The following is a 13,823-nucleotide window of genomic DNA, read 5'->3' as shown; positions in this document are numbered from 1 at the left end:
CGGGCGGCCCGGAGCACGCCCCCGCCGTGGCGGTGGTCCGCCCTGCCGGCGCCGGCCCCCCGCCCGGCCCCGGACCACCGCCGGGCCGGTCCGCCCGGCGTCCCTCGCACCCGCCTTCACCGGCACCACCGGGGCACCGGGGGGCGCCCCGCCGCCGCCCGGGGCGTTCACCGCCTTCCTCCGCCGGCCGGCCGCACCGGTGCCCCGGTCCCGGGCGAACCGGCGGGGCGGCACAGAGGCGCGGGCGAACCGGCGGGGGCGACGCGGGGGTACGGGCGGGGCGGTGCATACCCTGGCCCCATGACCGACATTCCGGGCATCGACGCCTCCGAGAAGCTGACCGTGGACCGCCGCTTCAACGGGCCTCCGGGCTCCGCCAACGGCGGGCACATCGCCGGGCTGCTGGCGGCCCGCCTCGGCGCCCCGGCGGCGCGGGTGACGCTGCGCAAGCCGCCGCCGCTGGACACCGCGATGGCGGTGGAGCCGGCCGACGGGGCGGGGCTGCGGCTGCTGGACGGCGCCGACGCCGTCGCCGAGGCCGAGCCGGTGGACGCGGGATCGGTGCGGGTCCTGGCCGAGCGGGTCCCGGCGCCGGTCGCCCGGGAGGCGTCCCGGGGCTACCGGGGGTTCTCCGGGCACCCGTTCACCACCTGCTACGTGTGCGGGACGGACCGGGAGTCCGGCGACGGCCTGCGGATCTTCGCCGGCCCGGTGCCCGGTTCGGACGGCGGCCTGGTCGCGGCCGCGTGGACGCCCGACGCCTCGCTGGCGGTGCCCGGAACGCGCTACGCGGGCCCCGAGGCCGCCTGGGCGGCGCTGGACTGCCCCGGCGGCTGGTCCAGCGACATCCTGGAGCGCCCGATGCTGCTCGGCCGGATGACCGCCGAGGTGCTGCGCCCGCCGCAGGTGGGCCGCGAGCACGTGGTCACCGGCCGGCTGCTCGGCTCCGAGGGCCGCAAGGTCTTCACCGCCACCGCCCTGTACGACCACGAGGGCGCGCGGATCGCCGCCGCCGAGGCCGTCTGGATCACCGTGGACGTCGCGGCGTTCTCCGCCGCGGGGTAGCGCCCGGTCCGCGGCCGCCGCCGGGTGCGCTCCCGGCGGCGGCCCGGTTAACGTGGTGCGCTGTGGCCCTCGAACCCGCACAGCAGACCAAGCCCTCCCGCGGCCGCAGCCCGGAGCGGCGCCGCGCCATCCTGGACGCCGCCGACCGGGTGATCCAGCGCGACGGACCGGACGCGCCGATGTCCGCGATCGCCGCGGAGGCCGGGATCAGCAAGCCCATCCTCTACCGCCACTTCGGCGACAAGGGCGGGCTGTACCGCTCGCTGGCCGAGCGGCACGTCGACCCGCTCATCGAGCGGATCCGCTCCGAGCTGCACGGCCGGGAGACGCTGCGGCTGCGCGCCCGCGCCACCGTCGGCGCCTACCTGCAGATGATCGGGCGGAACCTGAACCTCTACCGGTTCCTGATGGACCGGGCCACCTCCGAGGACCCGAAGACCCGCGGCGACGTGGGGATGATGGTCCGCCGCCTCGGCGAGGAGCTGGCCGGGATGCTCGTCGCCGAGGGGCACATCGCCGACCCGCTGCGCGCGCAGATCACCGCGCACGCGGTGGTGGGGATGGTCCAGGCCGCCGGCGAGTGGTGGCTGGACCACCCCGAGGTCCCGGAGGAGGTCGTCGTCGACGGCCTGACCGGTTCCGTGGTGGGCGCGATCGCCCAGGGCGGCGGCCCGGGCTGACCCCGGGGGGCCGGCGCCCGCCCTCCCCTTCCGATGACCTCGGCGCCGCGGTCCCGATCAGAGCAGGCCGATGGGGTCCCGGTGCCGGGACCGCCGGGAGAGGGGCCTCGCCCGGTCAGCCCTCGCCGGCGGCGGGGGCGGCGTGCAGGCGGCCGGGGCCGCCCTCCCAGCCGGCCACCCGGGACGGGTCCAGGTGGAGCAGGTCGATGGTGCTGGCGCCGGCGCAGACCGCGTCGACCAGCTCCTGGTCGGCGCGGACGCCGCGGAGCGCGTCGGCGACGATGTCGGCGGCCTTGCCCCGGGGCAGGCAGGCGACGCCGTCGTCGTCGGCGACCACCCAGTCGCCCCGGCGCACCGGGGTGGGCGCCGAGTCCGCCGAGTTCATCAGGATGTCCTGGCCGACCGCCCCGCCGGCGTCGTGGCCCGGGGAGCGCAGCGCCACCCCGGAGCTGACCACCGGCAGGCCGGCCCGGGCGATCGCGGCGAGGTCGCGGACGCAGCCGTCGATGACGATGCCGGCCAGGCCGCGGTTGCGCGCGGCGACCGCCAGGATCTCGTCGACGTAGCCGTACTCGGGCTCGGCGGCGGCGTCGACCACCAGCGCGGTCCCGGGGGCCGCCTGGGCGACCGCGGCGTGCAGCGCCAGGTTGTCGCCGGGGGCGCAGCGCACCGGGAATACCGTGGCCGCCAGGCCCGGCCCGGGCTGGACCGGGAACAGGTGGGCGCCGAGGGGGCGCGCCCCGCTCCTGGTCAGCGCCGCCGTTCCGAGCGCCGTCAAGGTGTCCGCAAGCGCCACGTCTGCCTCCAATACACGCGCCTGAGCGGGCCGCCCGCACCCCGTGGAGGGGGCCGGCGGCCCGACCCCCCTCATACTCACGGGTAACTTCCCTGCAATGCAAGACGTCCGACGCGGAAAAGAGCAAAAAACGCTACCGGCGGTTACACGTTCGGGCCTGCGGATCCGCTCCGGCCGGCGGCCTCACCGGCGGGCGCGGCCACCGCCGCCACCGCGTCCAGGGCGGCCCGCGCGGCCCCGACGTCGTGCACCCGGAACACCCGCGCGCCCTCCCAGGCCGAAACGGCCAGCACCGCGAGCGTCCCGGCCAGCCGGTCGGTGAGCGGGGCGTCCAGCGCCTCCCCGATGAAGTCCTTGTTCGAGACCGCCACCAGGACCGGCCAGCCGGTGTCGGCCAGCTCGCCCAGCCGCCGGGTGAGCTCCAGCGAGTGGTAGGTGTTCTTGCCGAAGTCGTGGGTGGGGTCGATGAGCACCCGGTCCGGGGCGACGCCCAGGGCGACGGCGCGCTCGGCCAGCCCGGTCACCGTGGCGACGACGTCTGCCGCCACGTCGGCGTAGTGCGCCCGGTGCGGGTCGGTCCGCGGCCCCAGCCCGCCGCTGTGGCTGCAGACCAGGCCCGCGCCGCCCTCGGCGGCCACCCTGGCCAGGTCCGGGTCGGCGCCGGCCCAGGTGTCGTTGATCAGGTCGGCCCCGGCGCGCAGGCACTCCTCCCCCACCCGCGCCCGCCAGGTGTCCACCGAGATCACCACGTCGGGGTGGCGGGCGCGCAGCTCGGCGACGAACGGCGCGGTGCGGCCGATCTCCTCTTCCGGGGAGACCTCGTCGCCGTACCCGGCCTTCACCCCGCCGACGTCGATGATGTCCGCGCCGTTGCGCACCGCCGCGTCGGCCGCGCGCAGCGCCGCCTCGAAGGCGAAGGTCGCCCCCCGGTCGTAGAAGGAGTCGGGGGTCCGGTTGACCACCCCCATCACCGCGTGCCGCCCCGGCCCGAAGACCCGGCCGCGCAACCGCAGCACCCCGCCGGGCCGGGCGCCCGCCTCTCCCGCGGTCCCGCTCACGCGGCGACCCCCTTCCGCTCCCTGGGCGGCACGGGGACGGCGCCGTCGCCGCGCAGCCGCTCCTTGGCCACCCGCAGATGCTCCCACGTCTCCAGGATCCCGACGTCCGGGCAGGACCGGACCGCCTCCACCGCGTCCACCAGCCCGGCCCGGTCCGCGGCCGCCACCGTGCCCACCAGGTCGTAGCGGCCGAAGCCGGCGGCGAGGAAGGAGACCCCGGCGACGCCGGCCAGCCGGGAGGCCGGCGCCGCGGAGCCGCCGCGGCAGCGCACCCCGAACCCCAGCCGCTCGTCGGCGCCCACCGCGGAGCGCTCCACCACCGCCGTGACGTGCACCACCCCGGACTCGATCAGCCGCACCACCCGGGAGCGCGCCGCCGCCTGGGAGAGCCCCACGCTCCGGGCCAGCTCCGCGTAGGAGGCGCGGCCGTCCCGCTGCAGGTGCCGGACCAGCCGCCAGTCCAGCGGGTCGAGCGGGGTGTCCCGCAGCTCCCGGACGCCGCTGTCGGCGTCCTTGACCACGGTGCCGGCCCGGAACACCTCGGCGCCGGTCACCCCGGGCAGGGCGCGCAGCACCGCGGTCTCCTCGGCCAGCGCCTCGTCGTCGCGGACCCGGACCTGGGCCACGGCGGGGAAGCGCCCCGCGGTCTGCGCGGCGAAGACCACCGCCTCCCGCCCGGCCAGCTCGTCCAGGAGCGGGCCGACCGGGCCCGAAACCGTGAACGAGATATGGCCGAAAACCTCTCTGCCGAGGACCCCCGCGTGCAGGACCCCCACGATGCGGATGGCTCCGACCGAGACCAGCCGGCGCACCCGCGCGCGCACCGCCGTGCGCGACAGCCCCACCCCGTCGGCGAGGGCCTGATAGGTCGCTCTTCCGTCCCCCTGCAGCGCGCGCATGAGCGCCACGTCGACCGCGTCGAGCACGATATGTTCGCCTTTCGTTCATCGGCGGCCCCCATGCTCCCCCGGGGCGCCGCCCCCTCCTGCGGCCAGATCATGGCAGTTGCGGCGTTCCTTAACTACTGATCACGAAATAAACAAGCCCGTCTTCGACCACGGATGGCATCGGTACCAGGCAAACGGGCATTCTCTGCTACATCACGGGCATGCGATCGGAGGGCCTTCCGGCCGACTCCGCGTACGAACAACTCCGGCAAAGCGAGACACTGTTGTCCGGCATGATCGTCACCGGCGCCGGGGGCACCGGGGGCGGCGCCGCTCCCCGCCCCGCCGGCGGCCTCCAGGGACACGCACCGGCGGGGACGGCGCACCGAGGGACGGACACGGGCATCTAGAAGGGACCCCGATGGCGAACGAAGGGGCAGACGAGCGGCCGGAGGCGGACGGAAAAGAGTCCGACCGAAACCGGTCGGGCACGGGGCGCGCGCTGCTGCTCACCGCGGCCTCGGTGGTCCTGCCCGGAATCGCCCACCTGCGCTCGGGGCGGCGCGCGGCCGGAATCACCATCCTGTCGGTCTACGCGCTGCTGATCGCCGGGGCGGCGGCGGCCGCGTTCCTGCTCGCCGGGAACATCACCCGCGGCGCCCGGATGGCGGTGCAGAGCGAGTGGCTGCTCACCGTGGGCGCGGCCGCCTTCGTGCTGGCGGTGCTGTGGATGACCGTGATCGTGCACTCCTGGGTGATCACCCGCCCGCGGCCGGCCGGCGCCGGGGCGAGGATCGGCGGGGCCGCCCTCGTCCTGCTGCTCTGCCTGTGCATCGCCGCCCCGGCCGGCGCGGTGATGCACACCAGCTACACCGCCTACGACACCCTCAGCTCGGTGTTCGGCGACGACGACCTGGACGGCAAGCCGCACGACGACGCCGACCCGTGGAACGGCCGGGACCGGATCGAGGTGCTGCTCATCGGCGGGGACTCCGGCAGCAACCGGTACGGCATGCGCACCGACTCGGTCATGCTGGCCAGCATCGACGTGAACGACGGCGACACGGTCCTGATCGGCCTGCCGCGCAACCTGGAGGACGTGCAGTTCCCCAAGGGCTCCAAGCTGGCCGAGGCCTACCCGCCGCCCTACGGGTTCGACGACATCTTCAACGAGATCTACCAGACCGTCGCCGACGACCCCGAGCGGCTGGCGGAGAACCCGCAGGCCACCGACCCGGCCGCGGACACCCTCAAGGGCGTCGTCGGGCACATCACCGGCCTGGAGCCGGAGTACTACGCCCTGGTCGACATGAAGGGCTTCGAGGCCGTCATCGACGCCATCGGCGGCATCGACGTGCACATCGACCAGCCGATCCCCTACGGCCAGGAGGGCGCCGTGCTGGAGGCCGGCGACCAGCATCTGGACGGCAACCAGGCGCTCTGGTACGGCCGCAGCCGGGTGAACAGCGACGACTACACCCGGATGGGCCGGCAGGGCTGCCTGATCAAGTACGTGGCCGAGCAGGCCGACCCGGCCACCGTGCTGACCAGCTACCAGGACCTCGCCGGCGCCACCAAGAAGACCCTGCGCACCGACATCCCGCAGGCCAAGCTGCCCGCCTTCATCGAGCTCGCCGAGTCCTTCTCCGACGACGGCCGGATGAAGGCCCTCCAGCTCTCCCCGCCCCAGGTGAACCCGGCCTACCCGGACTGGAAGGAGATCCGCGGCCTGGTCGCCGACGCGGTCTCCGCGCAGCAGGACGACGGCGGCGACGGCGACCGGGCGGCCGAGCCGGAGCCGAGCGCCTCGGCGCCGTCCCCCTCCCCCTCCGCGGAGGGCGCCGAGGACGAGGGCGGCGAGGGCGACAGCACCGAGTGGCAGGACTACACCGGCCTGCCCGAGCCCTCCCCCACCACCCCGGGCCGCCAGGTCGGCGACGACGCCACCTCTCTGGACGCCATCTGCCCCTGACCGCCCGCCGAGGAGGCGCCCGCCCACCGGCCGCACCGCCGGGGCGCGGGCGCCTCCGCATCCGCCCGCTTCCGTCCCGGCGGACGCCGCCCCCGGCGGGCGCGGTCCGGAAGCGGCCGATTCCCCTCCGGTCCGGAACCGCGCGGGGGCGCTCCGCGTCTTCCCGGTCGCATTCCCCTTTCCCCTGAACCACGGAGGAGCACCGACGTGCGCCCGTTCTTCAAGGCCGCCGCCCCCGCCCTCGCCCTCACCCTGCTCCTGGCCGGCTGCTCCGGCGGCGAGGACGCGCGGGAGGGCTCAGACGCGGAGGGCGACCGGAAGGCCTCCCCCGGGCAGCCCTCGACCGAGGACGTCATCGCCGAGGCGACCTTCCCGTACCACGAGCACAAGGGCGAGGCGACCTTCCAGATCAATTCACTGACCGTGCGCGGCGAGCTGATGCAGCTCGACTACACGATCACCCCCGGCACCCCGGGGTCGGACGCCGAGTCCGACCCGGAGATCTGGAAGGTGTTCGACGTCTCCCTCACCGCGCCCCACATCGACCTGGTCGACATGGAGAACCTGCGCCGCTACACCGTCGTCGAGGACGAGAACGGGGACCTCCTGCAGCCCCACCCCACGACCGTGCTCACCTACGACGAGCCCAACTCCTTCACCGCGTTCTTCGCGGCTCCGCGCGACGGCGCCGAGGCCTTCGACGTCTACCTGTACGGCATGCAGCCGATCATGGACGTCCCGGTCGGGGAGGAGCGGTGACCCCGGCCGCCCGCCGCGCCGGGCTGCTCGCCGGGACGCTCTCGGCCCTGCTGCTGGCCCCGGCCGCCGCAGCGGCCGACGAGGAGAAAACGCCGGCCGGCGATCCCGACCGGGTCTCCCAGAGCGCCATCGACTCCTCCGTCGCCGCCATCGACCCGTCCACCCGCGTCATCGGCATCGACCCCGCCGGGTCGGTGGAGGAGCTGGAGACCGAGGAGGTCCAGGGCTCCAGCACGACCGTGACCATCTCCGCCGACGTGCTGTTCGCCTTCGACGAGGCCGAGCTGACCGAGGCGGCCCGGGGCACCGTCGCCGACCTGGCCGGCCGGCTGGAGGGCGTCTCCGGCACCGTCCAGGTGGTGGGCCACTCCGACGGCATCGGGGAGGACTCCTACAACCAGGAGCTCTCCGAGCGGCGCGCCGAGGCGGTCAAGGAGGCGATCGAGGAGGAGCTCGGCGCGGGCGCCCCCGAGATCGAGGCCGAGGGGCGCGGCTCGGACGAGCCGCTCGCCGAGGAGACCGACTCCGAGGGCGCCGACGTCCCCTCCGCCCGGGCGCAGAACCGCCGGGTGGAGATCACCTTCGAAGGCGGCTGACCCGCACCCGCAAGGCGCCGTCGCCGCCCCGACGCCGACCGGAGCGGCGACGGCGCCGGGAGCGACGCTGGGCGGTCCTCGGGGTCAGTCCTCGCGGGCGGTGAAGGAGCCGTAGCGGCCTCGGTGGTAGAGCAGCGGGCCCGGGGACGAGCCCGGGGCCGCGTCCGGGGCGCCCTGGACGCCGAGCGCGTGCTGCTCGCCGGCGACGGCGGTGGCCGCCACCCGGCCCACGACCAGCCAGTGGTCGCCGACGGCGAGCACGTCGTGGCGGCGGCAGACCACGTGCGCCGCGGCGCCGTGCAGCAGCGGCACCCCGGCGGGCCCGTGCCGCCAGCGGGTGGGCGGCGCGAAGCGGTCCACGCCCCGGGCCGCGAACCGCGCGGCGACGCCGTGCTGGTCCTCGGCGAGCAGGTTGACCGCGAAGGCCTGGGCGTCGCGGATGCCCGGCCAGGTGGAGGCGCGGCCGTCGATGTAGAACGACACCAGCGGCGGCTCCAGGCTCACGCTGGTGAACGAGGTGGCGGTGAGCCCCACCGGCCCCTGGTCCGGGGCGGCGGTGACCACCACGACGCCCGCCGGGTGCCCGGCCATGACCTGGCGGAACCGTTCGGCCCCGATGTCGGCGCCGGGCCGCGCCCCGCCCGGCGGCCGCTCCCCGGAGCCGCTCCACTGGTGCCGGGGCCGCGGTTCGCCGCCGGCCTGCGCTGCCGGACCGCTCGGGGGTGTCCGCACGGGTCGCCTCGCCTTCCCTGGTTCCTCTTCGACGTCCTCGCCGGGGCGCGGCCGCCATGGGCCGCCGTCCAGGAACAGCCCCGGTCGGACCGCGGGTATTCCGTGCGGCGCCCCCGGAGGCGCCCGGTGCGCTCCGGATCACCCCGCTCCGCGGCGGCCGTCCGCCCTCCACGGTGGCATCCCGGCGGCGCCCGGCCGCCGCCGGGGTCGGTGCCCGGGGGCTGGCCGGTCCCGGTCACCCCGGTCGCTCGCCGTTGATCATGCCATCGCGGTGTGTGACGCTCGCGGTGGCCCCCGGCGGCCGCCCCGAGGTGATCGGAGGGATCCGTTGCCGTCTCCCCACCCGGCCGCAGCGGACGCGCACCGCCCGCACCGGGCCGTGCACCGCCCTTCCCGCCCTGCTCATCGCCTGCCCCGCGCGGTGCGCGGCGGAGCACCGGCCGCCGGGGGCCGAGCGCGGCGGAGACCGGGCGGCGGCCCTGCGGGCGCCCCCTCCCCCGGAGGTCCTCGCCCGGCCGTGCCGGAGCGCTCCGCGGGGCGCGCCACGCCGGTCCGCACCGCCCCCGGCCCGCCCGGCGGCCCCCGCGCGGCGGCCCCCCGGTGACCGGCGCCCAGCTGTGGGCCCTGATCGGCCTGGGGGTCTTCCACGGCGCCAACCCGGGCATGGGGTGGCTGCTCGCCGTGTCCCGGGGGCTGCAGGAGGGCGGCCGCGGCGCGCTGCTCCGCTCGCTCCCGGTGCTGGCCGCCGGGCACGCGGCCTCGGTGGCGGCGGTCGCGGCGGTCATCACCGCCACCGGGTCGCTGACCGCCTCGCACTGGGTGCCCGCGGCCGGGGGCGCCCTGCTCGCCGCGGTCGGGCTGTGGCTGCTGCTCTCCCGGGCGCACGCGCACCGCACCGACGTCCGGATGTCCCTGCCCCAGCTGGGCGTCTGGTCGTTCCTGATGGCCTCGGTGCACGGCGCCGGGCTGATGCTGCTGCCGGTCCTCGCCGGGGACCTGGGCCCGGAGGGCGGCGGGGCGGCCGGGCACGGCGGGCACCACGCGCACGGCGCCGCGCCGGCCCCGGCGGCCGCCCCGGGGGAGCCGGCCGCCGCGGCGCCGACCTGGGAGCCGTTCGACACCACCCTGCTCGGGCTCACCGCGACCGCGGTGCACACCGCGGCGATGTTCGCCGCGACGGGCGTCGTCGCCCTGCTCGCCTACGACTTCCTCGGCGTGCACGCGATGCGGCTGCGCTGGGTGACCATGGACCGGGTCTGGGCGTTCGCGCTGATCGCCGGGGGCGCCTTCGTGCTGTGGAGCGCGCTCTGAGCCGCCGCGGGCCCCGGGGCCCCGCCGCTCCGGGAACCCCTGCGGCGCCCCGGCCGTCCTACGTTCCGTGACCACACGTGAAGAAGAGGGGCCGCAGGACCGGAGACCGGACGGCGGAGAGCCGGGCCGCGGGCGCCGGGCGGGGCGCCGGAGGCGGCGCGGCGGGTGCCTCACCGGCTGCCTGCTGGTGCCGCTGGCCCTGATCGTGCTGGTGACCGGGGGCCTGGTGGTGTTCGCCCCGCGGCTGGGCCTGGACGAGACCGCCCTCCCCTGGGGGCCCGAGTGCTCGGTGCGGACCGCGGACGGCTCGATCGGCCTCACCGCCGAGCAGGCCCGCACCGCCACCACCGCCGTGGCGCTGCAGGCCCGCGGCGAGGAGGGCCCGGACACCTCCGGCATCGACCCGGCCGCGCTGGAGCGCCTCGCCGAAGGGCCCCCGGACGACGCGGGCCCCAGCCTGACCTGCCGGGTCTCGCCCGCCTCCGGGCTGGAGCGCGAAGAGCTCACCGAGACCGGGCTGACCCCGCGCGCCCAGCGGGTGCTGGACGAGATGGGCGGGGTCTTCGGCGAGCAGAGCCTCGGCGGCTACGAGCCCGGCGGCGTGGACGCCGGGCACGGCGCCGACTCCGCGCACTACGACGGCCGCGCCATCGACGTCTTCTACCGCCCGGTCGGCGAGGAGAACCGGCGCGAGGGCTGGCTGCTGGCGCACTGGCTGGTCGCGCACGCCGAGGAGCTGGACGTGGCCAACGTGATCTTCGACGACAAGATCTGGAACGCCCGCGGCTCCGCGCGCGGCTGGTGGGACTACATCGCGCCCGACCCCGGCAACGAGATCCTCCGCCACCTGGACCACGTCCACGTCGACGTGCAGCGCGGCGGCTGAGCCCGCACGCCCCCGCCATCGATGATCTTGACGTTGCGGGGGTGTCGGAGCGCTCCGCCCCCCCGCAACGTCAAGATCATCGGGAGCCGCCGGTGGGCCGGAGCGTCCCCGGCACGTCCCCCTGGCCGCGGAGGGGCGGGGCGAAGTAGGTTGGCCCGCGTGCCTGACATAGATCCGGATTTCCTCGCCCTTCCCCTGCGCGAGCTCGCCGACGCCGCTCTCGGGCGGGCCGCCGAGCTCGGCGCCGAGCACGCCGACTTCCGCCTGGAGCGGATCCGCGACCGGACGCTGGCCGTCTCCGACGGAGCCGTGGAGACCGCCGCCGAGGGCGACGCCCTCGGCTTCGCCGTGCGGGTGGTGCACCGCGGCGTGTGGGGGTTCGCCTCCGCCGACGCGCTGACCCCCGACGCGGCGGCGCGCACCGCCGAGCGGGCGGTCGCCGTCGCCGAGGTCGCCGCCCCGCTCGCCACCGACCGCGTCGAACTCGCCCCCGAGCCCGTGCACGCCGACCGGACCTGGGTCTCCTCCTACGAGGAGGACCCGTTCGAGGTGTCGATGCGGGCGCAGGCGGCCCTGCTCTCCGGCTGGTGCCGGCGGCTGATGGAGGACGGCCGCGTCGACCACGTCGACGCCTCCCTGCTCCAGGCCAAGGAGCAGAAGTTCTACGCCGACACCGCCGGGACCAGCACCACCCAGCAGCGGGTCCGCATCGCCCCCGAGGTGGAGGTGGTGGCCAACCGCAACGGCCTGCTGGACAGCATGCGCACCCTGTCCCCGCCGGCCGGGCGCGGCTGGGAGTACCTGCCGACCGTCGAGGCCGAGCTGGCCGGCCTGCCCGCGCTGCTGGACGAGAAGCTGCGCGCCCCCTCGGTCGAGCCGGGCCGCTACGACCTGGTGGTCGACCCCTCCCAGCTGTGGCTGACCATCCACGAGAGCATCGGGCACGCCACCGAGCTGGACCGCGCCCTGGGCTACGAGGCCGCCTACGCCGGCACCTCCTTCGCCACCCCCGACCGGCTGGGCGAACTGCGCTACGGGGCGCCGTCGATGCACGTCACCGGGGACCGCACCGCCGAGCACGGGCTGGCCACCATCGGCTTCGACGACGAGGGCGTCGCCACCTCCTCCTTCGACCTGGTCCGCGACGGGGTGCTCACCGGCTACCAGCGGGACCGCCGGATCTCCGCGGCCCAGGGGCTGCGCTCCTCCAACGGGTGCGCGTTCGCCGACTCCCCCGGCCACATGCCGATCCAGCGGATGGCCAACGTGTCGCTGGCCGCCGACCCGACCGGCCCCGACACCGAGGGGCTGATCTCCGGGGTGGAGGACGGCGTCTACGTCGTCGGCGACCGGAGCTGGTCCATCGACATGCAGCGGTACAACTTCCAGTTCACCGGGCAGCGGTTCTACCGGATCCGCGGCGGGCGCCTGGACGGGATGCTGCGCGACGTCGCCTACCAGGCCAGCACCACCGAGTTCTGGAACTCGATGGCCGCGGTGGGCGGCCCGGCCTCCTATGTGCTGGGCGGCACGTTCCGCTGCGGCAAGGGCCAGCCCGGCCAGGTCGCGGCGGTCAGCCACGGCTGCCCGTCGGCGGTCTTCACCGATGTCCGCGTCCTCAACACCGCGCAGGAGGCAGGAAAGTGAGCGGGTCCTCCCCTCAGGCAGTGGTCGAGCGGGCGCTGGAGCTCTCCCGCTCCTCGTCCTGCATGGTGCTGGTGCGCGAGCGCAGCACCGCCAACCTCCGCTGGGCCGGCAGTTCGCTGACGACCAACGGGGTCGCCCGGAACCGGACGGTGACCGTCATCGCGCTCACCGACGGCCCATCGGGCACCTCGGTCGGCGTGATGGCCCGCAGCGGCCTGCGCGACGACGAGCTGGAGGGGCTGGTGCGCGCCGCCGAGGCGGCGAGCGAGTCGGCGCTGCCCAGCGAGGAGGCGGTGCCGCTGCTCGGCCCGGCCGAGGCGGGCGCCGGCGGCGACTGGGACGCCCCGGCCGCCGCCACCGGCGTGGACGTCTTCTCCGCCGCCGCCACCGGGCTGGGCCGGGCGTTCCGCGCCTCCGCGGAGTCGGGCCGGCTGCACTACGGCTACGCCGAGCACACCGTGGAGTCGGTGTTCCTGGGCACCTCCACCGGGGTGCGGCTCCGGCACGACCAGCCCACCGGGACCATCGAGATGAACACCCGGGGGAGCTCCGCGGACGGCACCGACCCGCGCTCGGCGTGGGTGGGCCGGGCCACCCGGGACTTCACCGACGTCGACCCGGACGCGCTCGACGCGGAGCTGGCCCGGCGCGCCGAGTGGGCGCGCACCCCGGTCGAGCTGCCGGCCGGGCGGTACGAGACGGTCCTGCCGCCCACCGCGGTGGCCGACATGATGGTGCCGATGTACTTCGACTCCGGGGCCCGGGACGCCTCGGAGGGCCGCAGCGCGTTCTCCGACGGCGAGGGCGGGGTGCGGATCGGCGAGCGGATCGCCGGCCTTCCGCTGACCCTGCTGAGCGACCCGGCCCGCCCCGGCCTGGAGTGCGCGCCGTTCGTCGTCGCCGACGCCCCGGGCCGGGACGTCAGCGCCTTCGACAACGGGCTCCCGCTGCGGCGGACCGAGTGGATCTCGAAGGGGGTGCTGTCCGCGCTGGGCCAGACCCGGGCCACCGCGGCCCGGCTGGGCACCCCGCCCGCCGGGTTCGCGGACAACCTGGTGCTGGAGCAGGAGGGCGCGGCCGGCGGCACCGACGACCTGGTCGCCTCCACCGAGCGCGGCCTGCTGCTGACCTGCCTGTGGTACATCCGGATGGTCGACCCGCAGACGATGCTGCTGACCGGCCTCACCCGGGACGGGGTCTACCTGATCGAGGACGGCCGGATCACCGGCGCGGTGAACAACTTCCGGTTCAACGAGTCCCCGGTGGGCCTGCTGCAGCGGGCCACCGAGGCGGGGGCGCCGGTGCCGGCGCTCTCCCGGGAGATGGGCGACTACTTCCCGCGCACGGAGATGCCCGCGCTGCGCATCCCGGACTTCAACATGTCCACGGTGAGCAAGGCGTCCTGAGGCGTCCCGGGGCGCCCTGAGGCTTCCT

At 76.2% G+C, this 13,823-nt stretch carries 13 protein-coding genes; 9 read left to right on the top strand and 4 right to left on the bottom strand.

Features of this window, described 5'->3' with window-relative positions; translation table 11 throughout:
- Positions 1 to 300: 300 nt before the first annotated feature.
- Positions 301 to 1,065, top strand: a complete 765-nt coding sequence (locus D459_RS0102005) for a hypothetical protein (RefSeq protein WP_017591314.1) — start codon at positions 301 to 303, stop codon at positions 1,063 to 1,065.
- Between the two features lie 62 nt (positions 1,066 to 1,127).
- Complete coding sequence (locus D459_RS0102000) at positions 1,128 to 1,745, top strand: TetR/AcrR family transcriptional regulator (RefSeq protein ID WP_017591313.1); 618 nt, start codon at positions 1,128 to 1,130, stop codon at positions 1,743 to 1,745.
- Positions 1,746 to 1,860: 115 nt separating this feature from the next.
- On the opposite strand, the gene D459_RS0101995 is transcribed toward D459_RS0102000, so the two are convergent.
- The 3 genes from D459_RS0101995 to D459_RS0101985 form a co-directional block, all read right to left on the bottom strand.
- Entirely contained in the window at positions 1,861 to 2,541 is a 681-nt protein-coding gene (locus D459_RS0101995) for an RraA family protein (protein WP_241484945.1), read from the bottom strand.
- 143 nt (positions 2,542 to 2,684) lie between these two features.
- Positions 2,685 to 3,599: a dihydropteroate synthase gene (gene folP / locus D459_RS30400; protein ID WP_017591311.1), complete on the bottom strand. Its 915-nt coding sequence runs from the start codon at positions 3,597 to 3,599 to the stop codon at positions 2,685 to 2,687.
- Positions 3,596 to 4,525, bottom strand: a complete 930-nt coding sequence (locus D459_RS0101985; protein WP_017591310.1) for an Lrp/AsnC family transcriptional regulator — start codon at positions 4,523 to 4,525, stop codon at positions 3,596 to 3,598. The genes folP and D459_RS0101985 overlap by 4 nt, the downstream gene beginning before the upstream one ends.
- Positions 4,526 to 4,907: 382 nt before the next feature.
- On the opposite strand from D459_RS0101985, the gene D459_RS0101980 reads away from it, so the two are divergent.
- From D459_RS0101980 to D459_RS0101970, 3 genes are all read left to right on the top strand, one after another.
- A complete protein-coding gene (locus D459_RS0101980; protein WP_017591309.1) occupies positions 4,908 to 6,458 on the top strand; it encodes an LCP family protein in 1,551 nt (516 codons plus the stop codon).
- 207 nt (positions 6,459 to 6,665) lie between these two features.
- Positions 6,666 to 7,217 carry a hypothetical protein gene (locus D459_RS0101975; protein WP_017591308.1) on the top strand — a complete coding sequence of 184 codons (552 nt, stop codon included), beginning with the start codon at positions 6,666 to 6,668 and terminating at the stop codon, positions 7,215 to 7,217.
- Positions 7,214 to 7,813 (top strand): OmpA family protein, encoded by a 600-nt coding sequence (locus tag D459_RS0101970; protein WP_017591307.1) that lies wholly within the window; start codon positions 7,214 to 7,216, stop codon positions 7,811 to 7,813. Before D459_RS0101975 ends, D459_RS0101970 begins: the two co-directional genes overlap by 4 nt.
- Before the next feature lie 84 nt (positions 7,814 to 7,897).
- On the opposite strand, the gene D459_RS0101965 is transcribed toward D459_RS0101970, so the two are convergent.
- Positions 7,898 to 8,545 (bottom strand): flavin reductase family protein, encoded by a 648-nt coding sequence (locus D459_RS0101965; RefSeq protein WP_017591306.1) that lies wholly within the window; start codon positions 8,543 to 8,545, stop codon positions 7,898 to 7,900.
- A gap of 600 nt (positions 8,546 to 9,145) precedes the next feature.
- Between D459_RS0101965 and D459_RS0101955 the strand changes: the two genes are divergently transcribed.
- The 4 genes from D459_RS0101955 (at position 9,146) to D459_RS0101940 (ending at position 13,795) form a co-directional block, all read left to right on the top strand.
- The gene (locus D459_RS0101955; RefSeq protein WP_017591305.1) at positions 9,146 to 9,856 is read left to right on the top strand and encodes a hypothetical protein; all 711 of its coding nucleotides are present in this window, start codon (positions 9,146 to 9,148) and stop codon (positions 9,854 to 9,856) included.
- A gap of 67 nt (positions 9,857 to 9,923) precedes the next feature.
- The gene (locus D459_RS0101950; RefSeq protein WP_241484944.1) at positions 9,924 to 10,742 is read left to right on the top strand and encodes a hypothetical protein; all 819 of its coding nucleotides are present in this window, start codon (positions 9,924 to 9,926) and stop codon (positions 10,740 to 10,742) included.
- A gap of 159 nt (positions 10,743 to 10,901) precedes the next feature.
- On the top strand, positions 10,902 to 12,389 hold the full coding sequence (locus tag D459_RS0101945; RefSeq protein ID WP_017591303.1) for a TldD/PmbA family protein: 1,488 nt from the start codon (positions 10,902 to 10,904) through the stop codon (positions 12,387 to 12,389).
- Positions 12,386 to 13,795, top strand: a complete 1,410-nt coding sequence (locus D459_RS0101940; RefSeq protein WP_026119971.1) for a metallopeptidase TldD-related protein — start codon at positions 12,386 to 12,388, stop codon at positions 13,793 to 13,795. Before D459_RS0101945 ends, D459_RS0101940 begins: the two co-directional genes overlap by 4 nt.
- Positions 13,796 to 13,823 lie beyond the last annotated feature (28 nt).

The organism is Nocardiopsis potens DSM 45234, assembly GCF_000341105.1.
GTDB lineage: Bacteria > Actinomycetota > Actinomycetes > Streptosporangiales > Streptosporangiaceae > Nocardiopsis_A > Nocardiopsis_A potens.
The sequence above is the reverse complement of the archived record's forward strand: the minus strand, read 5'-3'. Positions and strand labels throughout refer to the sequence as shown.

Coding starts and splice junctions, on each gene's coding strand:
- D459_RS0102005 (WP_017591314.1), top strand. CDS start 301: ATGACCGACATTCCGGGCATCGACGCCTCCGAGAAGCTGACCGTGGAC.
- D459_RS0101980 (WP_017591309.1), top strand. CDS start 4,908: ATGGCGAACGAAGGGGCAGACGAGCGGCCGGAGGCGGACGGAAAAGAG.